Origin of the sequence: Microbacterium sp. ACRRU, assembly GCF_022346945.1 — a bacterium.
Taxonomy (GTDB): Bacteria; Actinomycetota; Actinomycetes; order Actinomycetales; family Microbacteriaceae; genus Microbacterium; species Microbacterium mcarthurae.
In genome coordinates this window covers 1-22,585 of sequence record NZ_JAKRNI010000017.1, presented here as the reverse complement: position 1 = coordinate 22,585, position 22,585 = coordinate 1, and the positions used below count along the sequence as shown (strand labels likewise).

The 22,585-nt window shown below is 70.5% G+C and carries 19 protein-coding genes; 13 read left to right on the top strand and 6 right to left on the bottom strand.

Annotated features, from left to right (window positions below; all coding sequences use genetic code 11):
- Window positions 1-2 precede the first annotated feature (2 nt).
- From MHY30_RS09615 to MHY30_RS09580, 8 genes are all read left to right on the top strand, one after another.
- Window positions 3-1,052, top strand: a complete 1,050-nt coding sequence (locus MHY30_RS09615) for a lipoate--protein ligase family protein (RefSeq protein ID WP_239276694.1) — start codon at window positions 3-5, stop codon at window positions 1,050-1,052.
- A complete protein-coding gene (locus tag MHY30_RS09610; protein WP_239276692.1) occupies window positions 1,049-2,017 on the top strand; it encodes a site-specific DNA-methyltransferase in 969 nt (322 codons plus the stop codon). Before MHY30_RS09615 ends, MHY30_RS09610 begins: the two co-directional genes overlap by 4 nt.
- Window positions 2,018-2,078: 61 nt before the next feature.
- On the top strand, window positions 2,079-3,062 hold the full coding sequence (locus tag MHY30_RS09605; protein WP_239276691.1) for an LLM class F420-dependent oxidoreductase: 984 nt from the start codon (window positions 2,079-2,081) through the stop codon (window positions 3,060-3,062).
- A 216-nt stretch (window positions 3,063-3,278) separates the two neighbouring features.
- A complete protein-coding gene (locus MHY30_RS09600; RefSeq protein WP_239276690.1) occupies window positions 3,279-4,304 on the top strand; it encodes a LacI family DNA-binding transcriptional regulator in 1,026 nt (341 codons plus the stop codon).
- Entirely contained in the window at window positions 4,301-5,611 is a 1,311-nt protein-coding gene (locus tag MHY30_RS09595) for an ABC transporter substrate-binding protein (protein ID WP_239276689.1), read from the top strand. Before MHY30_RS09600 ends, MHY30_RS09595 begins: the two co-directional genes overlap by 4 nt.
- A 106-nt stretch (window positions 5,612-5,717) precedes the next feature.
- Window positions 5,718-6,644: a carbohydrate ABC transporter permease gene (locus tag MHY30_RS09590; RefSeq protein ID WP_239276688.1), complete on the top strand. Its 927-nt coding sequence runs from the start codon at window positions 5,718-5,720 to the stop codon at window positions 6,642-6,644.
- Window positions 6,641-7,519: a carbohydrate ABC transporter permease gene (locus MHY30_RS09585; RefSeq protein WP_239276686.1), complete on the top strand. Its 879-nt coding sequence runs from the start codon at window positions 6,641-6,643 to the stop codon at window positions 7,517-7,519. Before MHY30_RS09590 ends, MHY30_RS09585 begins: the two co-directional genes overlap by 4 nt.
- Window positions 7,516-9,111: an alpha-amylase family glycosyl hydrolase gene (locus MHY30_RS09580; RefSeq protein ID WP_239276684.1), complete on the top strand. Its 1,596-nt coding sequence runs from the start codon at window positions 7,516-7,518 to the stop codon at window positions 9,109-9,111. Before MHY30_RS09585 ends, MHY30_RS09580 begins: the two co-directional genes overlap by 4 nt.
- Before the next feature lie 88 nt (window positions 9,112-9,199).
- Here MHY30_RS09580 and galK read toward each other — a convergent pair whose 3' ends face one another.
- Window positions 9,200-10,351 (bottom strand): galactokinase, encoded by a 1,152-nt coding sequence (gene galK / locus MHY30_RS09575; protein ID WP_239276682.1) that lies wholly within the window; start codon window positions 10,349-10,351, stop codon window positions 9,200-9,202.
- A complete protein-coding gene (gene galT / locus MHY30_RS09570) occupies window positions 10,348-11,523 on the bottom strand; it encodes a galactose-1-phosphate uridylyltransferase (protein ID WP_239276680.1) in 1,176 nt (391 codons plus the stop codon). The genes galK and galT overlap by 4 nt, the downstream gene beginning before the upstream one ends.
- A 49-nt stretch (window positions 11,524-11,572) precedes the next feature.
- Between galT and MHY30_RS09565 the strand changes: the two genes are divergently transcribed.
- The gene (locus MHY30_RS09565) at window positions 11,573-12,532 is read left to right on the top strand and encodes a LacI family DNA-binding transcriptional regulator (RefSeq protein WP_239276678.1); all 960 of its coding nucleotides are present in this window, start codon (window positions 11,573-11,575) and stop codon (window positions 12,530-12,532) included.
- 236 nt (window positions 12,533-12,768) lie between these two features.
- Here MHY30_RS09565 and MHY30_RS09560 read toward each other — a convergent pair whose 3' ends face one another.
- On the bottom strand, window positions 12,769-14,235 hold the full coding sequence (locus MHY30_RS09560; protein WP_239276677.1) for a sodium:alanine symporter family protein: 1,467 nt from the start codon (window positions 14,233-14,235) through the stop codon (window positions 12,769-12,771).
- A gap of 173 nt (window positions 14,236-14,408) precedes the next feature.
- On the opposite strand from MHY30_RS09560, the gene MHY30_RS09555 reads away from it, so the two are divergent.
- On the top strand, window positions 14,409-15,449 hold the full coding sequence (locus tag MHY30_RS09555) for an NAD(P)-dependent alcohol dehydrogenase (protein WP_239276676.1): 1,041 nt from the start codon (window positions 14,409-14,411) through the stop codon (window positions 15,447-15,449).
- 771 nt (window positions 15,450-16,220) lie between these two features.
- On the opposite strand, the gene pgm is transcribed toward MHY30_RS09555, so the two are convergent.
- Window positions 16,221-17,867: a phosphoglucomutase (alpha-D-glucose-1,6-bisphosphate-dependent) gene (gene pgm, locus MHY30_RS09550; RefSeq protein WP_239276674.1), complete on the bottom strand. Its 1,647-nt coding sequence runs from the start codon at window positions 17,865-17,867 to the stop codon at window positions 16,221-16,223.
- 203 nt (window positions 17,868-18,070) lie between these two features.
- Here pgm and pheA point away from each other — a divergent pair, with 203 nt between their 5' ends.
- Complete coding sequence (pheA, locus tag MHY30_RS09545) at window positions 18,071-19,033, top strand: prephenate dehydratase (protein ID WP_239276673.1); 963 nt, start codon at window positions 18,071-18,073, stop codon at window positions 19,031-19,033.
- A 112-nt stretch (window positions 19,034-19,145) separates the two neighbouring features.
- On the opposite strand, the gene MHY30_RS09540 is transcribed toward pheA, so the two are convergent.
- The gene (locus tag MHY30_RS09540; RefSeq protein WP_239276671.1) at window positions 19,146-20,207 is read right to left on the bottom strand and encodes an LLM class flavin-dependent oxidoreductase; all 1,062 of its coding nucleotides are present in this window, start codon (window positions 20,205-20,207) and stop codon (window positions 19,146-19,148) included.
- Window positions 20,208-20,336: 129 nt separating this feature from the next.
- On the opposite strand from MHY30_RS09540, the gene MHY30_RS09535 reads away from it, so the two are divergent.
- On the top strand, window positions 20,337-20,582 hold the full coding sequence (locus MHY30_RS09535; protein WP_239276670.1) for a hypothetical protein: 246 nt from the start codon (window positions 20,337-20,339) through the stop codon (window positions 20,580-20,582).
- Window positions 20,583-20,703: 121 nt separating this feature from the next.
- Complete coding sequence (locus tag MHY30_RS09530; protein WP_239276669.1) at window positions 20,704-21,132, top strand: Asp23/Gls24 family envelope stress response protein; 429 nt, start codon at window positions 20,704-20,706, stop codon at window positions 21,130-21,132.
- A gap of 58 nt (window positions 21,133-21,190) precedes the next feature.
- On the opposite strand, the gene MHY30_RS09525 is transcribed toward MHY30_RS09530, so the two are convergent.
- Window positions 21,191-22,561 (bottom strand): deoxyribodipyrimidine photo-lyase, encoded by a 1,371-nt coding sequence (locus MHY30_RS09525; RefSeq protein WP_239276668.1) that lies wholly within the window; start codon window positions 22,559-22,561, stop codon window positions 21,191-21,193.
- Between the last annotated feature and the right edge of the window lie 24 nt (window positions 22,562-22,585).

Genomic DNA, 22,585 nt, shown 5'->3' with positions numbered 1-22,585 from the left:
GGATGCACGGCGAGTACAAGGTCCCCGGCGGAAAGCTGGTCGTCGTCGACCTCGAGGAGAAGGACGGCCGCATCGCCGGCTTCCACCTCGCGGGCGACTTCTTCCTCGAGCCCGACGACGCCCTCGATGACATCGACGCGGCCGTCAACGGGCTGCCCGTGGAGTCCGACGTCCCGACCGTCGCCGCGGCGATCCGCGCCGCGCTGCCCGAGGGGGCGCAGCTGCTGGGGTTCACGCCCGAGGCCGTCGCCACGGCGATCCGCCGCGCTCTGGTCACCGCGCCGGGCTGGGGCGATTTCGAGTGGGAGGTCGTGCACGATACAGCGGTCTCTCCCCGCATGAACCTCGCCCTCGACGAGGTGCTCACCGCGCGGGTGGGGGCTGGCCTGCGCAAACCGACGCTGCGCCTGTGGGAGTGGAACGAGAACGCCGTCGTGATCGGCTCGTTCCAGTCGTTGCGCAACGAGGTGGACCCCGCCGGGGCCGCGAAGTTCGGCTTCGACGTCGTCCGTCGCATCTCCGGCGGCGGCGCCATGCTGATGGCCGCGGACTCCATCGTCACCTACTCGCTCTACGTCCCCGCCTCGCTCGTCGCGGGGATGACGTTCGCCGACTCGTACGCCTTCCTCGACGACTGGGTGCTGCAGGCTCTTCGCTCGCTCGGCATCGACGCGGTGTACCAGCCGCTCAACGACATCGCGGGCCCCCACGGCAAGATCGGGGGAGCGGCGCAGAAGCGCCTCGCCAACGGCGGGGTGCTCCACCACGCGACCCTCAGCTACGACATGGACGGTCAGATGCTCACCGAGGTGCTGCGCATCGGTCGCGAGAAGCTGAGCGACAAGGGCACCGTCTCGGCGGCGAAACGCGTCGACCCCCTGCGCAGTCAGACGGGTCTTCCGCGGGATGCCGTCATCCAGCGCTTCATCGACACCTTCACGACGCTCTACGGTGCGACCACGGGTCACATCACCGAAGAGGAGTACGCCGAGGCCGAGGCGCTCGTCGCGTCGAAGTTCGCCACCGACGCGTGGCTGCAGCGCGTTCCGTGAGCGGACAGACCCTGGCCGGTGGGCTCGACCACGGCACCGTCGAGATCCACCACGCCGACAACCTCGCCGTGACCCCGGCCCTCGCCGACGGCTCGTTCACCCTCGTGTACCTCGACCCGCCGTTCAACACCGGCCGCACCCGGTCGAAAGCGGTGGAGTCGGCCCGCCGGGCGCCGGCGGCGGACGAGACAGCGGAGGTCGAGGAGCCGCTCGTCCTGGCATCCGAACCTCCCCGTGACCCGGCGATGCTCGTCTTCCCCGGCGAAGAGGAACCCGCGCCCGCCCCCGTGATCCACCGCGGTTTCCACGGTCGTGAGTATTCGCGGCTGCGCGGCGACCTGCGGACGTACGACGACCGGTTCGACGACTACTGGGGGTTCCTCGAGCCGCGGCTCGAGGAGGCCTGGCGCCTCCTGGCCGATGACGGCACGCTCTACCTGCACCTGGATTACCGCGAGGTGCACTACGCCAAGGTCATGTGCGACGCGCTCTTCGGGCGCGAGCGTTTCCTCAACGAGCTCATCTGGGCCTACGACTACGGGGCGAAGACGCGCCGCCGGTGGCCGACGAAGCACGAGACGATCCTCGTGTACGTCAAGAACCCGTCGGCGTACTTCTTCGATTCGGATGCCGTCGACCGTGAGCCGTACATGGCGCCGGGGCTCGTGACCCCCGAGAAGGCGGCACGCGGCAAGCTCCCCACGGACGTGTGGTGGCACACGATCGTGCCGACCACGGGTCGTGAGAAGACGGGATACCCGACGCAGAAGCCCGAGGGGGTGCTGCGCCGCATGGTGCAGGCGTCCAGTCGCCCCGGCGACCGGGTGCTCGACATGTTCGCCGGCAGCGGCACGCTCGGCGCCGTCGCGGCGCCCCTCGGCCGGCACTCGGTGCTCATCGATGACAATGCCGACGCCGTCGCGGTGATGCGCAAGCGGCTGCCCGGGGCCGCGTTCCGCGGCTGACGGTCGCGCCCCGGAGGCGAAACGCGACGCGCACGCCGAAGACGGGCCTAGGGTGAAACGCATGGAATTCGGCATCTTCGTCCCGCAGGGTTGGCGCTTCGATCTGGTGGGCATCGACCCCGCCGAGCAGTGGCGCGCCATGAGCGCTCTCGCCCAGAGTGCCGACGAGGGCCCGTGGGCCTCGATCTGGGTCTACGACCACTTCCACACCACGCCGGTGCCGAGCGCGGAGGCCACGCACGAGGCATGGACGCTGATGGCCGCGTTCGCGGCGGTCACCGACCGCGTGCGGCTGGGGCAGATGTGCACGTGCATGGGATACCGCAACCCGGCGTACCTGGCCAAGGTCGCCGCGACGGTCGACCTCATCTCGGGCGGTCGCGCCGAGATGGGCATCGGCGGCGGCTGGTACGAGCACGAGTGGCGCGCGTACGGGTACGGATTCCCGCCCATCGCCGAGCGACTCGGGCGCCTCCGCGAGGGCGTCGAGATCATGCACCAGGCCTGGACCTCGGGCTCGGCGACCCTCGACGGGAAGTACTACCAGGTCGATGGCGCCATCGTTCAGCCGCAGCCGCTGCAGGCCGGTGGCATCCCCCTCTGGATCGCGGGCGGTGGCGAGAAGGTCACGCTCAAGGTGGCGGCGAGGTACGCCTCCTACACGAACTTCGGCGGTTCGCTCGAGGAGTTCGACCACAAGTCGGAGGTTCTGCGCGCCCACTGCGACACCCTCGGACGGGACTTCACCGAGATCACCCGCTCGACGAACTTCAACACGATCATCGCGCCCACCGAGTCCGAGGCCGACGAGCGCCTCGCCGCGGTCGTCGCGCGCCTGCGTCCCCACGTCGGTGATGAGCGGGCGGATGCCATCGAGGCCGACTACCGCTCCTCCGACACGTTCGGCACCCCCGAGCAGATCGTCGAGCGTCTGCGTGCGCGCGCCGAACACGGCCTCGGCTACGCCATCCAGTACTTCCCGGAGGCGGCCTACGACACCTCGGGCATCTCGCTGTTCGAGCGCGAGGTCGTCCCGAACCTGTAGGTCGCGTCCGGTCCTCCGGCGAACCGCCCCTGCCCCGGGAAACGCACACAGCGCGCGTTCCCCGGGGCAGGGGCGTTCACGGCGGGCAGCTCGCTGCGGGCGTCCTGCTCCGACCCGCTGACGTTTCGTAAACGTTTGCGTGGTTCGGGGTCGATTTTCTAGCGTCGAGCCCGCAAACGATTGTGTTCGCTGCCGGGCAGACCCAAGGGAGGGCTCATGACGACGATTCGTGATGTCGCCCGTGTCGCCGGCGTCTCGCCCGCCACCGTGTCGCGCGTCGTCAACGGACTGATCGGCTACTCCGCCGAGACGCAGCGCCGCGTCGAAGACGCGATCGCGCAACTCGGGTACGAGCCCGACACCTTGGCACGCGGACTCCGGACGAAGCAGACGGCGGTCATCGGCGTGCTCGCCCCGGTGGTGTCGGACGCCTTGGCATCCGAGATCATGAGCGGCGTCGAGGCTGCCGCCCGCGTGCGCGGCTACTCCGTGATGCTCGGCAGGACCGGCCCGGGATCGACGTTCGCCCCCGGCTACCTGCGCACCCTGCGCACGTATCGGGCAGCGGGTGTGATCCTCATCTCCGCCGCGATCACACCCGAGATGCGTCGCGCGCTCGGATCGGGCATCCCGCTCGTGTCGGTCGCCATCCGCGATGGGCAGCGCTTCCCCAGCCTCGCCATCGACGACGAGGTCGCCGCCTACGACGGCACGCGACACCTGATCGCCCTCGGACACCGACGCATCGGCCTTCTCGCCGGTGACCCCGACTCGGTGCTGGTGAACACCGCGCGCAAGCGCGGCTACCTGCGGGCGATGTCCGAAGCCGCTCTGGTGCCGGTGATCGCCCACGGCAACTCGCTGTACGACTCGGCTCCGCCCGCGCTCGCCGACCTCCTGGCGCGGGATGCCGGGCTCACCGCCGTCTTCGCGCTCAGCGACGAGATGGGGGCCGCTGTCGTCAACGAGCTGCAGCGGCGCGGCCGGCGGGTTCCGGACGACGTGTCCGTGCTGGGGTTCGACAACACCCGCACCTCTCAGCACGTCCACCCCGCCCTCAGCACGATCGCTCAGCCGCTCGAACGCATGGGTGAGCTGGCGGTCGAGCGGCTGCTCACCGACGGCCTGCCCTCCACCGGCCCGGTCCCTCGCATCCTGCCCCACCGGCTCATCGAGCGCGGCTCGACGGCGCCGATCCGACCCGCACGACCGAATCCCCCTCGCAACAAGGAGCAATCATGATGCAACGACGCCGTGATCGACGACTCGTCGGCCTCGCGCTCGCCGCCACCGCGGCGATCACCCTCACCGCCTGTTCGGCCTCCGACTCGGGAACGAGCGCGCCGGCAGAAGAGGCGGAACTGGAGGGTCGAGGTCCCATCCAGTACGTCTCGAGCCCCGACGCCTCCGGCGCCGCCCAGGCGACCATCGACGCCTGGAACGCCGACCACCCCGACGAGCAGGTGACCTGGGTCGAACTCCCGCTCGACGCCGACCAGCAGCGTCAGCAGATGGTCCAGAACGCCCAGGTCGAAGGCGACGCCTATTCGGTGCTGAACCTCGACGTGGTCTGGACGAGCGAGTTCGCCGCGAACCGGTGGATCACCGCCCTCCCGGAGGACGCGCTGCCGGTGGACGAGTTCGTCCCCGCCACCGTGGAGGCCGCCAGCTACCGCGACACGCTCTACGGCGCCCCGTACTACACGGACGGCGCGCTGCTGTATTCGCGCACCGATCTGCTCGCGGCCGCCGGAGTCACGGAGCCGCCGCGCACCTGGGCCGAGATGCAGTCCGCGTGCGACGCCGTCCTCGCCCTCCCCGACGCGGCCGGGATGTCGTGCTACGCCGGTCAGTTCGACAAGAACGAGGGGCTCACCGTCAACTTCAGCGAGGCGGTGGCCTCCGCCGGGGGGTCCCTGTTCGACGCCGAGGGTCAGCCCACGGTCGACACCCGTGAGGCGCGCGCGGCTCTGGACTTCCTCGTGGACGGATTCGCCTCCGGCATGATCCCCCGTGACGCCATCACCTTCCAGGAGGAGCAGGGTCGTCAAGCGTTCCAGGAGGGTGGGCTCGTCTTCCACCGCAACTGGCCCTACATCTACAAGTCGCTGTCCGCGGACGATGGATCATCCGCCGTCGCCGGGAAGTTCGGCGTCAGCGCGATCCCGGGCGAGAACGGACCCGGCGTCTCCACTCTCGGCGGCCGCAACATCGCCATCTCGAGCTTCGCGGAGAACAAGGCGACGGCCGTGGACTTCATCGCTTTCTTCACCAGCCGCGAGCAGGAGGAGGCGCGCCTCGCCCTCAGCTCGCGTGCACCTGTCTTCCCGGAGTTCTTCGAGGACCCGACCGTGACGACGACCTACCCCTACCTGCCGACGCTGCTCACCTCCCTGGAGAACGCCCAGCCGCGTCCGAAGGTCGTCGCCTACGGGGCCACCACCGCTGCCATCCAGGACGAGATCTACGCCGCCCTCACCGGCGACAAGGATCCGGAGACGGCGCTGGCCGACCTCCAGGATGCGCTCACCGCGATCGTGAACGGTTGAGCAGACGCCGATGACGACCACCATCGCCCCTCGGGCGACTCCCCCGGGGCCCGCCCGCCGGCCGACCTCCCCCCGCGCGCGGGTGCGCGGGCCCCGAGAGGGGGGAATGGCGAGCTTGCTGCTTTCGCCGACCTTCCTCGTGCTCGCCCTCGTGATCGCCTATCCGCTCATGTCGGCGGTGTACCAGTCGCTGTTCGCTGCGGAGTCCGGCCTGGATGCCGACGGCTTCGTCGTAGAGGGTGAGGCGTTCGTCGGGCTGGGCAACTACGTCGACATCTTCGCCGGCGCCGAGTCCGGTCGGTTCTACAACGCTCTGTGGAACACCACGCTGTTCACTTTCGTGACGGTCGCGCTGGAGACCGTCATCGGTGTCGCGTTCGCCGTCGCCATGAACCGCGCCTTCCGCGGACGCGGATTCCTCCGCGCCGCCATCCTGATTCCGTGGGCGATCCCCACGGCCGTCTCGGGCCTGCTGTGGCGATGGATCTTCCAGTCCAACGGCATCGCGAACGAACTCTTGAACACCCAGGTGCTGTGGACGGCCGAGGGCTTCGCCGCGCAGGCCGCGGTCATCATCGCCGAGGTGTGGAAGACCGCGCCGTTCATCGGGCTGCTCGTCCTGGCGGGAATGCAGCTCATCCCCGAGGAGGTGTACGAGGCGGCGAAACTGGACGGCGCGAACGCGTGGAAGCAGTTCACCACCATCACTCTGCCGCTCGTGCGGCCGGCGCTCCTCGTCGCCGTCCTGTTCCGGATGCTCGACGCCCTCCGGATGTTCGATCTGCCGTTCGTGCTGATCGGGCCGCGGAAGAGTTCCGTCGAGACGCTGTCGATCCTCGCGTGGGACGAGTCGAACCAGTTGCAGTACGGCACGGCTTCGGCGTTCGCGATCATCCTCCTCGTGTACGTCGCCGTCATCGCGTTCGTGTTCATCCGCGTGCTCGGGGCCGATGTCGTGGGCGACGCAGACAAGCAGGAACGGAAGGCGGCCCGCAAGCAGGCCGCACGAGCAGCCAAGGAGGCGTCACGATGACCGTGTTCGCGGAAGCACCCCCCGCCGCGAGCGCCGCGCGCAAGCGGCCACGTCGCGTCGGCGGCACGATCGCCCGAACGGCGGGCATCGCGGTCGTCGCCGTCTACTGCCTCGCGCCCTTCTACTGGATGCTGGTCTCCAGCTTCCGCACCACCAACGACATCTTCGACACCTCGTTGCTGCCCACCACCTGGTCTCTCGAGAGCTACGCGCAGGTGTTCGACGCGTCCAACGACTTCGGCCGGTCGCTGCTGAACAGTCTCGTCGTGGCCGGAACGACGACGGTCCTGGCGCTCGTGCTCGGGATCTTCGCCGCCTACGCCATCGCCCGGCTGAAGTTCCGGTTCAAGACGGGCATCCTCGCCGTCATCATCGCGACGTCGATGTTCCCGGGCATCGCGGTCGTCGTGCCTCTGCTCCGGCTGTTCACCGACATCGGCTGGATCAACACCTACCAGGCGATGATCGTGCCCAGCCTGTCGTTCGCGATCCCGCTCGCCGTCTGGAACCTGACCACCTTCATGCGGCAACTTCCGTACGATCTCGAGCAGGCGGCCATGATCGACGGCTGCACGAAGTGGCAGGCCTTCACCAAGATCCTCCTGCCGCTCGCCGCGCCGGGGGTGTTCACGACCGCGATCCTCACCTTCATCCACTCGTGGAACGAGTTCATCATCGCCCTCTCGATGGCCAACGACCCCGCGATCCAGACGGCGACCGTGGCGATCTCGAAGTTCACCGGCGCGAGCGACTTCCAGGCGCCCTTCGGTGCGCAGATGGCGGCCGGAGTGGTCGTGACCATCCCGCTGATGATCATGGTGCTCATCTTCCAGCGACGCATCGTCGACGGGCTCACCTCGGGCGCCAACAAGTGAGCGGGTGGTGGGACGACGCCGTCGTGTACGAGGTGTATCCCCGGTCGTTCGCCGATGCGGACGGCGACGGGGTGGGCGATCTACGCGGGATCATCGCGCGTTTGCCCTACTTGGCGTCGCTGGGTGTGGAGGGCCTCTGGCTGACCCCGTTCCAACGCTCGCCGCAGGAGGATCAGGGCTACGACATCAGCGACTACTGCGATGTCGACCCCCTGTTCGGCACTCTCGCCGACTTCGATGAGCTCCTGGCATCCGCGCACGCCCACGGACTGCGCGTCCTCGTGGACATCGTGCCCAACCACACGTCGGTCGAGAACCCGTTGTTCGAAGCGGCGGTCGCCGCGGGCCCGGGGTCGCCCGAGCGTGACCTGTTCGTGTTCCGGCGTGGCCGGGGCGAGGCATCCGAACTCCCGCCGAACAACTGGCTCAGCGTCTTCGGCGGCCCCGCGTGGCACCGTGCCGCCCCGGGTTCGCAGACGGATCCCGAGTGGTATCTGCACCTGTTCTCACCGGGGCAGCCCGACTGGAACTGGGAGAACCCGCGCGTCGGCGACTACTTCGAACGGGTGCTGCGTTTCTGGTTCGACCGCGACGTCGACGGCATCCGTGTCGATGTCGCGCACGGCCTGTTCAAGGCCGAAGGGCTGCCCGACTCGCCGACCGTGCCGACCGTCATCGACGGGCTGCGGTCGAACCCGCTCGCCATGGACCAGGAACCGGTGCACGACGTCTACCGGCACTGGCGACGCGTGGCCGACTCGTATTCGCCGAGCCGGTTGCTCGTCGGGGAGGTGAATCTGCCTCCGGAGCGGTCGGCGCGCTACACCCGGCCGGACGAGCTCCACCAGACCTTCGCGTTCGCCTTCATCAAGCTCGGGTGGGATGCCGCGAGCTGGCAGGAGGTCGGCGCGCAGCTCGCGCGTGTGCGGGACGAGACGGGCTCATCGCCGAGCTGGGCGCTCGAGAACCATGACATCGTGCGGACCGCGACCCGGTTCGGAGGCGGAGCACGCGGCCGGCGCCGGGCGAGGGCTGCGCTGGCGGCTCTGCTCGGGCTTCCCGGCGCCGTGTACGTCTTTCAGGGACAGGAACTCGGCCTGCCCGAGGTCGACGTGCCGCTGGCGGATCGTGTCGATCCGATGTGGCACCACGGGGGCGTCAGCCGCGACGGCGCGCGCATTCCCCTGCCCTGGTCGGCCGACGCCGACGGTGCGCACGGTTTCTCCCCCTCCACGGGGGAGCGGTCGTGGTTGCCGACGCCCGAGGGGTGGGGGCGCTTCTCCGTCGAAACGCAGGAGGGCTCGGACGATTCGAGTCTGGCGCTGTTCCGCCGGGCCACGGCGCGACGGTCCGACCTGCACGCGTCCGGCAGATTCTCGACCGGCGAGGGGGTGTCGTGGAGAGCGGACGACGGCGGCACCGCGGCGAGAGACACCCCCGTGCGCCTCATCGCGCGACGCAGCGGTGGGGTGAGCGTCGTCGTGGCGATGGGGGACGGCCCGGTCGTGCTGCCACCCGGCGAGCTTCTGTTCTCGTCGGAGCCGCTGATCGAGGGGCTGCTTCCGCCCGACGCCACCGCCTGGGTCGGCTGACGCCGCCGCCCTCAACGCGTGAGTCGCCAGGATTTCGCCCGCGATGACTCGCCGGCGACAAATCCTGGCGACTCACGCACCGGGGGTGTCAGGCGTCGCGGCGGGCGCCCTCGGACGGCGTCACCGTGAACACGTTCGGGGCGCGGAAGCCGGATGCCGCGAACGCGGCGTGCACCGCCTCGGTCGCCGCGGGGACGAGCTCGGTGGGGATCAGCGCGATCGCGGCACCACCGAAGCCCCCGCCGGTCATGCGCGCCCCGAGCGCGCCGACGGACAGGGCCGTCTCGACGGCGAGGTCGAGCTCGGGCACCGAGATCTCGAAGTCGTCGCGCATCGAGGCGTGCGACGCCGTGAGCAGGTCGCCGATCGCGGTCGGCCCGTCGGCGTCGAGGGCCGCCACGGTGTCGAGGACGCGCTGATTCTCGGTGACGATGTGGCGCACACGGCGGAAGGTCACGTCGTCGAGGATCTCCGCGGCGCGGGGCAGATCGTCGACCGTGAGGTCGCGGAGGGCCGGGACGCCGAACGCCGCCGCACCCTGCTCGCACGAGGCGCGGCGTTCGCGGTAGCCGCCCGAGGAGTGCGCGTGCTCGACGAGGGTGTCGACGACGAGGATCGCGAGCCCGGCCTCGTCGAAGCCGAGGGCGACCGGCCGGGTCTCGAGCGTGCGGCAGTCCAGGAACGTCGCCGCGTCGGCCTCGCCCAGCATGGACGCCATCTGGTCCATGATCCCGGTGGGGGCTCCGACCGCGTCGTTCTCCGCCGTGCGGCCCACCCGCGCGAGCGCGATCTTGTCGAGCCCGGCGTTCCACACGTCGTTGAGGGCGGATGCCACGGCGCCCTCGATCGCGGCCGACGACGACAGCCCCGCGCCCACCGGCACCTCTGACGCGAGGGCGATGTCGACGCCGCGGGGGGCGGCATCCGGCGCCGCGGTGCGCAGCGCCCACGCCACGCCCAACGGGTACCCCGCCCAGTCGAGCCCGCCGGCGGCGATGCGGGCGTCGAGCTCGGCGAGCGACACCTCGACCGAGCCGGGGGCGAACGTCGAGCGCACACGGATGACGTCGTCGTCGCGGAGCGCGACGGCGGCGACCGTCCTCTGCGCGATCGCGAACGGCAGCACGAAGCCCTCGTTGTAGTCGGTGTGCTCGCCGATGAGGTTCGCGCGCCCGGGCGCGGACCACACCCCCACGGCGGGACGGGCGAGCAGGGCGCGGGCGTCGTCGACGGCGGTCATGCCGTCACCTCCGGAACGGTGTCGAGGGCGGCGCGCAGACGGTCGGCCTGCGCCTCGGGGGTGATGTCGCCGATCCACGCGCCCATGGCGGCCTCGGACCCGGCGAGGTACTTGAGCTTGTCGGCCGCGCGACGCGGCGACGTGATCTGCAGGTTCAGCCGCACGCTGTCGCGCGCACGCCCGACCGGAGCCTGGTGCCACGCGGCGATGTACGGCGTGGGGGTGTCGTACAGGGCGTCGATGCCGCGCAGCAGCCGCAGGTAGAACGGGGCGAGCTCGTCGCGCTCGGCATCCGTCGTCTCGGCGAGGTCGGCGACGTGCCGGTGCGGCAGCACGTGCACCTCGGTGGGCCACCTCGCCGCGAACGGAACGAACGCGGTCCAGTGCTCGCCGCGCAGCACGACGCGCGGACCGGATGCCTCGAACTCGAGGATGCGCTGGAACAGGTCGGGGGAGGTGCGCGCGACGGTGTCGAGCAGACGCTGCGTGCGCGGCGTGACGTACGGGTAGGCGTAGATCTGGCCGTGCGGGTGGGGGAGGGTGACGCCGATCTCCTGCCCACGGTTCTCGAACGGGAACACCTGCCGGATGCCGGGAAGCGCCGACAGCGCCGCCGTGCGGTCGGCCCACGCCTCGATGACGGTGCGGGCGCGGGTGCGGGAGAGCGTGCCGAACGAGCCCTCGTGCTCGGGGCTGAAGCACACGACTTCGCACCGCCCGACGGAGGTGCGGGTGCGGCCGAGGCCCAGGTGCTCGAGGTCGTCGTCGTCGCGGGGCGGATCGATCGCCGCGGGGGCGTCGCCGGTGGCGATGTCGAGCGCGGGGCCGAACGAGGGGGATTTGTTCTCGAAGACCGCCACGTCGTAGCGCGAGGGGATCTCGGACGGATTCGTCGGCGTCTGCGGCGCCAGCGGGTCGAGGTGCGCGGGAGGCAGGAAGGCACGGTTCTGACGATTGGATGCCACGGTGATCCAGTCGCCGGTGAGCACGTCCTGCCGCATGGTCGCCGTCGTGGGCCGGGGGTCGAGCGTGCGGGCGTCGACGGAGCGCTCGGCGCCGAGCGTGGTGTCGGCGTCGTCGAAGTAGATGAGCTCGCGACCATCGGCCAAGCGCGTGGGGCGCTTGACGACTCCGGCGCCGAGGGTCACCGGCAGGGGGTTGTCCGTGTTCACGATAACACGCTACAGACCGGGCGTGATATCGTCAACACGAGGGGGTGGAATGCGCGTATCGATGGCGGATGTGGCTGCTGCGGCCGGTGTGTCCGCGCAGACGGTCTCGCGCGTCGCGAACGGCAGTCCGCGCGTGGATCCCGCAACCCGTGCCCGCGTGGAGCGGGCCATGAGCGACCTCGGGTATCGCATGCACCGCGCGGCCCGCGCCTTGCGCACCGGGCAGACCTCCACCATCGGACTGGTTGTGTCGACCCTGGCATCCGTCGGCAACTCCCGCATGCTGCAGGCGATCTCCGAAGCCGCCGCGGCACGCGACTACGCGCTCGCGGTGGTCACGGTGGGGGAGCGCGGCATCCGCGAGGCCTTCGCCCGTCTGCGCTCGCAGGGCGTCGACGGAGCCGTCGTGCTCAACGAGGCGACCGAGCTCGCCCGCGACGTCGACCCGCCGGGCGACCTGCATCTCGTGGTTGTCGACTCGCCGCCCGACGAGCGGTTCTCGATCGTGCAGACCGACCACGCGTCCGGTGCGCGCGCGGCGGTCGAGCACCTGCTCGCGCTCGGCCACGGCACCGTGCACCACATCGCGGGTCCCGCGCGGTCCTTCGCCGCGACCGAACGCGAGCGGGGATGGCGCGCCGCGCTCGACGACGCGGGGCGGCCGGTGCCCGAGCCCGTGCGCGGCGATTGGACGTCGGCATCCGGTCATGCGGCCGTCGCCGCGCTCGCGGACGCGACGGCGGTGTTCGTCGCGAACGACCAGATGGCGCTCGGTGCGCTGCGGGCGTTCGCCGACACGGGGCGGCGCGTCCCGCACGACGTCGCGGTCGTCGGCTTCGACGACATCGTGGATGCCGCCGAGTTCCGGCCTCCGCTGACGACCGTGCGGCAGGACTTCGACGCCCTCGGCGCGCGGGCCGTGCAGGCGCTCGTCGCCGCGATCGAGGGCGGCGCGCACGCCAGCGAGACGGTCCCCGCGGCCCTCATCGTCCGCGACAGCACCCGCTGAACTCCCGTCGCCCCCGCGGCTTGCGCGCGTCCCCTCGGCGGCGGGGCGCAAATCGTGCACCGGGGCGGTCACCGAACGCCCCGGTGCACGGATCCCGCCCCGAACGCCCGGTGCACGGATCCCGCCCCGAACGCCCGGGTGCCTCCTCCTCGAGTGGTGCCGGGACCGGCGCACCGTCGGGCGGCCCCGTCGTTCGCGCTGCCGAGGGCTGGGGCGGCTGTCGAGTCCGTGGGCGGTCAGCGTCGCCGCGACGTCGGCAGATCGATCGGACCCGTGACTGCCAGCTCGTTCTCCCACACCTCGACGCCGCGAAGCCCGGGGAGCCGGGCCTGCGTGAAGACCGGGTCCAGGCCCTCCCGCCGCTGCTGCGTGTAGTCCTTCAGCAGCTTGAAGGCGACGCCCGAGAGCAGCGCGATGGCGACCAGGTTGACGATGGCCATGAAGCCCATCGCCCCGTCGGCGAAGTTCCAGACGACGTCCGCCGAGACGAGCGCCCCCACGAACACGGCCGCGATGGCGAACAGTCGGTAGCCCAGGAGCACGGACGGGTTCGAGGTGATGAACTCGATGTTGGTCTGGCCGTAGTAGTAGTTGCCGAGGATCGAGCTGAATGCCAGCAGGAAGATGATCACGACCAGGAGGACGTTGGACCAGCTGCCGAGCGCGTCGACCACGGCCCCCTGCGTCAGCCCGATGCCGCGTTCGGCGCCCGCGAGATCGGGAACCGAGACGAGGATGAGGAACGCGGTGATCGAGCACACCAGGAACGTGTCGAAGTAGACGCCCAGGGTCTGCACGAGGCCCTGCTTCACGGGGTGGGTCACCGCCGCGCTGGCGCCGGCGTTGGGGGCCGAGCCGAGCCCCGCCTCGTTCGAGAACATGCCTCGCTTGACGCCCGTGAGGATGATGTAGCCGAGGGCGGCGCCGACGACCTCGTTCGGCCCGAACGCCGAGGTGAAGATCAACGCCACGACGCCGGGCAGCCGATCGAGGTGGATGACGACGATCACGAGACCCAGGAGCAGGTACAGCAGCGCCATGACGGGCACGAGCGTCTGCGTGACCGAGGCGATGCGTCGGACGCCGCCGAAGACGACGAGCCCCATGAGGACCGCGAGCGACGCTCCGATGACCACCGGGAGCCACCCCGCGGCATCGCCGCCGAAGCTTCCGGAGATGGTCGCCTGGATGGTGTTCGCCTGCAGGGAGCTGAAGGCGATGGGGAAGCAGACGATCAGGATCACGGCGAACAGCACGCCCATCCAGCGCGCACCGAGCCCGCGCTGCATGTAGTACGCGGGGCCGCCCAGGAAGCCGTCCTTGTCGCGCGTCTTGTAGAGCTGGGCCAGCGTCGACTCGATGAAGGCGGAGGCGCCACCCACGAACGCCATCAGCCACATCCAGAAGATCGCACCGGGGCCGCCGATCGCGATGGCCGTGCCGACCCCCGCGATGTTGCCGACGCCGACCCGGGAGGCCGCCGAGATCGTGAACGCCTGGAAGGAGGAGATCGACTGCGGCTCTCCGGTGTCGGTGCGCGGAGTCCGATCCCGCAACGTGCGGAACATCTCGGGAATCAGCCGGAACTGCACGACGCCGGAGCGCACCGTGAAGTACACGCCGAGGACGACGACGATCGGAAGGACGATCCACGTCCACAGGTTGTCGCCCCAGGTCAGCAGCCAGGCGTTCACAGCATCCATCCGGACAGTCTGGTTGCCGCGGCCGTCATCCGCCACTTCGCCGACGGTCGCGGAACCGCTGCGCGGCGCGCATTCGCCGAGCCCGGCGGCATCCCTGTTGGCCGATCTCGCCCCTCGAGCGGCGAACCAGGGAAGGATGGAGAGGTTCGACATTCCCTCCGGTGAGGAGCCTCATGCACGTCAACGCCTACGCGGCGTCATCCGCGACATCCCCCCTTGAACCCACCACGATCGAGCGGCGGCCGGTCGGTCCCGCCGACGTCCTGATCGACATCGCCTACGCCGGCATCTGCCACTCCGACATCCACACCATCCGCGGCGAGTGGGGCGAGGTGCCCTACCCGCTGACCGTCGGCCACGAGATCGTCGGAACGGTCGCCGAGGTCGGCGCCGACGTGACGAAGTACTCCGTCGGCGACCGCGTCGGCGTCGGCTGCATGGTCAACTCCTGCCGCGAGTGCGACAACTGCCGCGCCGGCGAGGAGCAGTACTGCCTCAACGGCAACATCGGCACGTACGGCGCCGTCGACCGTGACGGCACCGTCACCCAGGGCGGCTACTCGCAGAAGATCGTCGTCGACCAGGACTTCGTGCTGCGCGTGCCGGAGTCCATCCCCTACGAGAAGGCCGCGCCCCTGCTGTGCGCCGGCATCACGACGTACTCGCCGCTGAACCACTGGAACGCCGGTCCCGGCAAGAAGGTCGCCGTCGTCGGCCTGGGCGGTCTCGGTCACATGGCGGTCAAGATCGCGCATGCCATGGGCGCCGAGGTCACGGTGCTGTCGCAGACGCTCAGCAAGAAGGACGACGGCCTCGCGATGGGCGCCGACCACTACTACGCGACCAAGGACGACGAGACCTTCACGACGCTGAAGAACCACTTCGACCTGATCGTCAACACCGTCAGCGCGCCGCTCGAGCTGAAGAAGTACCTGGGGCTGCTCACCCTGAACGGCACGATGGTCAACGTCGGCGCTCCGCCGGAGCCGCTGCCGATCCAGGTCTTCACGCTGTTCACCAACCGCCGCTCCTTCGCGGGGTCGTCGATCGGCGGCATCCGCGAGACCCAGGAGATGCTCGACTTCTGCGCCGAGAAGGGCATCGCGCCCGAGGTCGAGGTCATCTCGGCCGAGCAGATCAACGAGGCGTACGAGCGCGTGCTGAAGAGCGACGTGCGCTACCGCTTCGTGATCGACGCCGCGACCCTCGCCTGATCCCGGATGCCACGGCCCCGGCGTTCCACGGAGCGTCGGGGCCGCGGCATCCCGACGCCCGGCGCCGCCCGGGGCCGGGGCATTCCGTCGCCCCGGCTCACGCATAAACGCGATCTGCGTGCGTAAACGCGCTGTCCCCGTGTTTCTGTGCGTGGATGGCGTTTATGCGTGCCGTGCCCGTCGCCGAATGTGCGCCGGATCCGCGCTGTCCGGGGCCGGCGGGGCTGCGGCGGGGCTGCGGCGGGCCGGCGGCGCCGCGGCGGGCCGGGCCGCGGCATCCCGACGCCCCGGCTCACGCATAAACGCGATCTGCGTGCGTAAACGCGCTGTCCCCATGTTTCTGCGCGCGGATCGCGTTTATGCGTGCCGTGCCCATCGCGCGACATGTGCCGGATGCCGCACCGCCCGGGGCCGGCGTTCCACGGAGCTCCGGGCCGCCCGGGGCCGGCGGGCCGCGGCATCCGTACCGCCCGGGGCTGGCCATCCGCACCGCCCGACACGCATAAACGCGATCTGCGTGCGTAAACGCGCTGTCACCGTGTTTCTGCGCGCGGATGGCGTTTATGCGTGCCGTGCCCGTCGCGCGACATGCGCCGGATGCGCGTCGCCCGCGGCAGGCGGGGCCGCGGAGCGTCGGGGCCGTGGCATCCCGACGCCCCGACTCGCGTTTCTGCCTGCCGTGCCCCTCGCCGATGCGCGCGGATCGCGTTCATGCGTGCCGCGAAGAAGCGGCGCCGCTCCCGGGGGAACGGCGCCGCTTCACGGGATGCGTCAGGCCTGGCCGAGGGCGGCGGAGACGACCGCGCGGGCCTCCTCCTGCACGGCGCGCAGGTGCTCCTCGCCGCGGAGCGACTCGGCGTACAGCTTGTACACGTCCTCGGTGCCCGAGGGGCGAGCGGCGAACCACGCCGACTCGGTCTGCACCTTGAGGCCGCCGATCGCGGCGCCGTTGCCGGGCGCGTGCGAGAGCTTCGCGGTGATCGGCTCACCCGCCAGCTCGGTGGCGGTGACCGCCTCCGGCGACAGCTTCGACAGTGCCGACTTCTGCGCCGGCGAGGCGGGGGCGTCGACGCGCTGATAGGCCGACGCGCCGAACTCGGCCTCGAGCTCGGCGTACCGCTGCGACGGCGTCTTGCCGGTCACGGCCAGGATCTCGGCGGCGAGCAGGCACAGCAGGATGCCGTCCTTGTCGGTGGTCCAGACGGTGCCGTCCTTGCGGAGGAACGACGCTCCCGCCGACTCCTCCCCGCCGAACGCGACCGAGCCGTCGAGCAGGCCCGGCACGAACCACTTGAACCCGACCGGTACCTCCAGCAGCGTCTTCCCGAGAGCGGATGCCACGCGGTCGATGATCATCGACGAGACCAGGGTCTTGCCGACCGCGGCATCCGTCGGCCATCCCTCGCGGTGCGAGAAGAGGTAGTCGATCGCGACCGCGAGGTAGTGGTTGGGGTTCATCAGGCCCGCGTCGGGGGTGACGATGCCGTGCCGGTCGGCGTCGGCGTCGTTGCCGGTGAGGATGTCGTAGTCGGCGCGGGCGGCGACGAGCGAGGCCATGGCCGACGGCGACGAGGGATCCATGCGGATCTTCTCGTCCCAGTCGAGCGTCATGAACTTCCACGTCGGGTCGACCTCGGGGTTCACGACGGTGAGGTCGAGGTCGTAGACCTCGGCGATGAGCGCCCAGTACTCCACCGACGCCCCGCCGAGGGGGTCGGCGCCGATGCGGACGCCGGCGTTGCGGATCGCGTCGACGTCGATGATGGATGCCAGATCGCGCACGTACGCGTCACGGAAGTCGTACTGGCCGAGGCCGTCGAGGTCGATGTCGGCGTGGCGGGTGCGCTGCACGCCCGTCAGTCCCGCGGCGATGAGCTCGTTCGCACGGTCGGCGATCCAGCCGGTGGCGTCGGTGTCGGCGGGGCCGCCGTGCGGCGGGTTGTACTTGAAGCCGCCGTCGCGGGGCGGGTTGTGGGAGGGCGTGACGACGATGCCGTCGGCGCGGCCCGGGTCATCGATCGAGCGGCCGCGGTTGTAGGTGAGGATCGCGTGGCTGAGCGCCGGGGTGGGCACCCACGAGTCGCGGGAGTCGACGCGCACGTCGACGCCGTTCGCGACGAGCACCTCGATGGCGCTGCGCTCCGCCGGCAGCGACAGGCCGTGCGTGTCGCGCCCGAGGAAGAGCGGTCCGGTGATGCCCTGCGACGCGCGATAGTCGACGATCGCCTGGGTGGTGGCGAGGATGTGGTCCTCGTTGAAGCTCGTGCTCAGCGACGACCCGCGGTGGCCGCTCGTGCCGAACGCGACGCGCTGCTCGGGCACCGCGGCATCCGGTTTGCGGTCGTAGTAGGCGGCGATCAGTTCGTCGATGTCGATGAGATCGGATGCCTCGGCGGGCTGTCCTGCGCGACTGCTCATGCCCACAGTCTGCCCGCTGCGGAGCCCCGGCGCACACGCGCCGGCCCATTCGCGGCGCAGAACATCCCGGGAATGTGCCCAGACCCGGTTCGGGGTGGAGCCGGCGGTGGGCCGCGGGTTCCTCGGGCCCCGGCCGGGGCGGGCCGTGGACGGGGGCGATCCCGAGGCATCCGCGGCACCACCCCCGGTCTAGGCTGTACGCCGTGCTGCCCGACACCGACACCCCGCTCGCCCGCCGTACCTACAGCTACCTGGGCCCGGCGGGGACGTTCACCGAGGCGGCCCTGGCGCAGGTACCCGAGGCGCGGGACCAGATCTGGCGACCCGTGCGCAACGTCGGAGAAGCGCTCGCCGACGTCGTCGAAGGACGCTCGGATGCCGCGATGATCGCAATCGAGAACTCGGTGGACGGCGGCGTCTCGACGGCGCAGGACGCTCTGGCCACCGTGCCCGGCCTGCGGATCGTCGGCGAATACCTCGTACCGGTCAACTTCGTGCTGGTCGGGCGTCCCGGGATGACGCTCGCCGACGTCTCGCTCGTCGCCGCGCACCCCGTCGCCTACGGCCAGTGCCTCGGATGGCTCCGCGATCACGTTCCGGCCCACGCTCACCTGCCCGCGGCGAGCAATGTCGCCAGCGCGCTGGGCGTTCTCGACGGGTCGAGCGGGGCGGATGCCGCGATCGCCGCGCCCGGGATCGTCGCGCATCACGAGCTCGAGGTGCTCGCGGAGGAGATCGGCGACAACCCGAACGCCGTGACGCGATTCGTGCTCGTCAGCCGCACGGTGGCCCCCGCGCCCCCCACGGGCGCCGACAAGACCTCGCTCATCGTGGAACTCCCCGAGGACCACCCCGGTGCGCTTCTCGAACTCCTCGAGCAGTTCGCCACGCGGGGGATCAACCTGAGCCTGTTGGCATCCCGCCCCATCGGCGATGCGCTCGGTCGCTACCGCTTCGTGATCGACGCGGACGGGCACGTGCACGACGAGCGCATGGCCGACGCTCTGCTCGGCCTCCGTCGCTTCAGCCCGAAGGTGATCTTCCTCGGCTCCTACGCGCGCGCCGACCGCGCAATCGTGCGCTATCCGCAGCGGTACTCCGACGACGTCTTCGTCGAGGCTCGGGATTGGCTGCGGGGTCTGCTCAGCGGCGAGCCGGAGTCCTAGCGAGACCCCCGGGCGGGATCCCGCGCGGCCAGCCCGAGGAAGCGGCGCTCTGACACGCCGGGCACTGACCCGGTGGCGAGAAACGGTCGGCGGCGCCGTGGGGCCGCCCGTCTCAGGCGGCGGTGACGGCGGACGGGGACGCCACGAGCTCGAGCGTCTGCGTCCGAGCCTCAGAGGTCTCCAGCGACTCGCCGTCGTACGCCCCGGCGACGGGAGACAGCATAATCTCGTCGACACCGTGTTGGGCTGCGAACGCCGCGAGCTGCGACCGCACGTCGTCGCCCGTTCCGACGAACCACTTCTGACGGGTGGATGCCATGATCGACTCGGCCATCGCGTCCAACGGATCGGCCTTCGCCTGCTCGACGGTCTCGAGCGGAACGAGCGGACGGTTCGTGCGCAGCCGCGCCATCATGCGCAGCTGCGGGAGAGCACGCTCCTCGGCCTCCTCGGCGGTAGGGGCGGCGACGACGTTGGCCGTGACGAAGGTGCGGGGCCCCTCACCCGACTCGTTCGGCTGGAACTGGTCGCGGTAGAGGCGCAGGGCGCGGTCGAGCCCTTCGCCGGCGAAGTGGTTCGCGAAGACATACGGCAGGCCGAAGCTCGCCGCGAGCTGCGCGGAGTAGTCGCTCGACCCCAGCAGCCACACCTGTGGCATCCCGGATGCCAGGGGTGTCGCCTTCACCTGGTACTCGGTGCCGGAGGTGAAGCGCACCGTGGCGCCCTCGGGGGAGGTCAGCGCGAGGATGTCGGTGACGTGGTCCGGGAAGCGTGAGACGTCGCTCGTCGTGCCCGAGCGGTGCAGCAGCTGAGTGATGACGGGGTCGCTACCGGGCGCGCGACCGATACCGAGGTCGATACGGCCCGGGGCGAGAGCCTCGAGCGCGGCGAACTGCTCGGCCACGATGAGCGGGGAGTGGTTCGGCAGCATGACCCCGCCCGACCCCACCCGGATGCGCGACGTGCGGGCGGCCGCCGCGGCGATCAGGACGGGCGGCGCCGTCGACGCGACCGCGGGCATGTTGTGATGCTCGGCGAACCAGTAGCGGCGATACCCGAGCCGGTCGGCGCGCTCCACCAGATCGAGAGAGGCGGCCACGGCCTGTGCGCTGCTCTGGTCCGAGCGCACGGGGACGAGGTCCAGGACGGAGAGGGAGGGGATCGCGTCGGTCACTCCGGAGTCAACCCTTCCGCGATGCCGGGTATTCCGATCGTGCACCCACCGCAACCCCCTCACGGCCCTTTCCCGCACGGCCCTACCGTCACGCCCATGAGTGGGGCACAGACCATGGTTCGAACCCAGATGGCCGTCAACGACGCCGTCTTCGCGCTGGCCCAGGGCCAGGACCTCGACGATTTGAGGAGGAGGATCGAAACCGCCGTGGACCTCGGCGGGCGGTTCGTCTCGTTCATCGCCGTTGGCAACCGGCAGGTGAGCATTCTTTTCTCCCCCGGCACAAAAGTGGCGCTCTCGGTCGAGACCGTCATGTACGACGAGCGTGACGACGGCAACCTGGATGTGCCGTTCGGGGGATTCTTCGACGAGTAAGGGCCGCCCGGCGACGCTCAGGAATCTCTCAGTCGAGAACGCGTGACGAACCACAGGCCCGGCACGTCTCCACTGTGACTTCGCGGAACATCCGGTTCCGCAGATCACGGAAGGAAGCGCAATGGCTCAGAACACCACCGCCACCACCACCCCCGTCACGCCCACGAAGGACGGCGGCTCGACCGTCATCGTGGACGCCGTCGTCGCCAAGGTCGCCGGGATCGCCGCGGCCGAGGTTCCCGGCGTGCACGCCCTCGGCGGCGGCGCGGCGCGCGTGATCGGAAACATCCGACAGGCCGTGGGCTCCAAGGACTACGCGCAGGGCGTCTCCGTCGAGGTGGGCGAGACCGAGGTCGCCGCTGACATCGCGATCCAGGTCGACTACCCGGAGCAGCTGCAGCGCGTGGCCTCGAACGTCCGCGCCGCCGTGCACCAGGCCATCACCGAGCTCGTGGGCATGAAGGTCGCCGAGATCAACGTCACCGTCGTCGACGTCTTCATCCCCGGTGACGATGACGAGGACGACGCGGCGGACTCCCGCGTCAACTGACGAATCCCGTGACAAGGGGCGCCGCCTTCGGGTGGCGCCCCTTTCCGCGTGCGGGTGATCAGCCGCCGTGGCGCACCCGGTCGTACGCGTCGAGGGCGCGCTGTCGTGTCTGCTTCAGGTCGACCATGGGCTCGGGGGCTCCGCCGTCGAGATGCTCGGGCGCCCATCGCCGGATGTACTCGTCGTGCGGGTCGAACTTCTCGCGCTGAGTCTCCGGGTTGAACACCCGGAAGTACGGCGCGGCATCCGCCCCGGACCCCGCGACCCACTGCCAGTTGAACGGGTTGCTGGCGGCATCCGCGTCCACGAGGCAGTCCCAGAACCATTGCTCGCCGAGGCGCCAGTCGATCAGCAGGTTCTTGGTGAGGAAGGATGCCGTGACCATGCGCACCCGGTTGTGCATGACCCCGGTGTGCCACAGCTGCTTCATCCCGGCATCCACGACCGCGATCCCGGTCTCGCCGCGCTGCCATTTCTCCAGGTGCGCGCGGTTCAGCCGAGGCCAGGGGAAGTCGTCGTACTGGCGGCGCCAGTTGACGGTCGCGAGATCGGGGGAGTGGAAGAGCACGTGCCACGCGAACTCGCGCCAGATGATCTCGGACAGGAAGCCGGTCGCCGACTCGGCGTGCTTCCCCGACCCGCGGTGCTCGAGCGTCGCGTGCCAGATCTGGTACGGGCTGACCTCTCCCCACCGCAGTCGCGGCGACAGGTTCGATGTCGCTCCGCCGGCGAACGCATCGCGCGAGAAGGCGTAGTCGCCGAGGTCGTCGTCGAGGAACTCGCGGAGCCGCGCGAGCGCTGCGGGCTCGCCGGGCTCCCACGTCTCCCGGAGACCACCCGCCCAGTCCGGTGTGGTGGGCAGAAGCGCCCACGCGTCCAGGTCGTCGGAGTCCGGCGTGCTCGACGGCCCCGGGATCTTCCGCGCCTCGGGGAGCGGCGCGCGCGGCGCGGGCATCTTCTCCACCGCCCGGCGGAACGGCGAGTACACGCCGTACGGCTTGTCGGCGCCGGTGCGGACGGTCCACGGCTCGAACAGCAGGTTCGCCGCGAACGACGCGACCGTGACGTCGTCGTCGCGCAGTCTCTCCTTGATGCCCTGGTCGATCTCGCGCTCGGCCCCGCCGTAGCGGCGGTTCCAGAACACCGCACCCGCTCCGGTCTCGTCGACCACCGCGGGGAGCACGTCGGACGCGCGCCCTCGTCGCAGCACCAGGGTGGAACCCCGGTCGCCGAGGCGTTCGGCGAGGGATGCCAGCGAGTGGTGCAACCACCACTTCGCCGCCCCGCCGAGGGGACGCACCCCGTCGGACTCGTCGTCGAGGACGTACAGCCCGATGATCGGTTCGCCCCGATCGAGGGCCGCCCGCAGTGCCGGGTGATCGGTGAGCCGCAGGTCGTCGCGGAACCACACAATAGACGGTGAACCCATCCCCCGACGCTATCCAGCCACCCC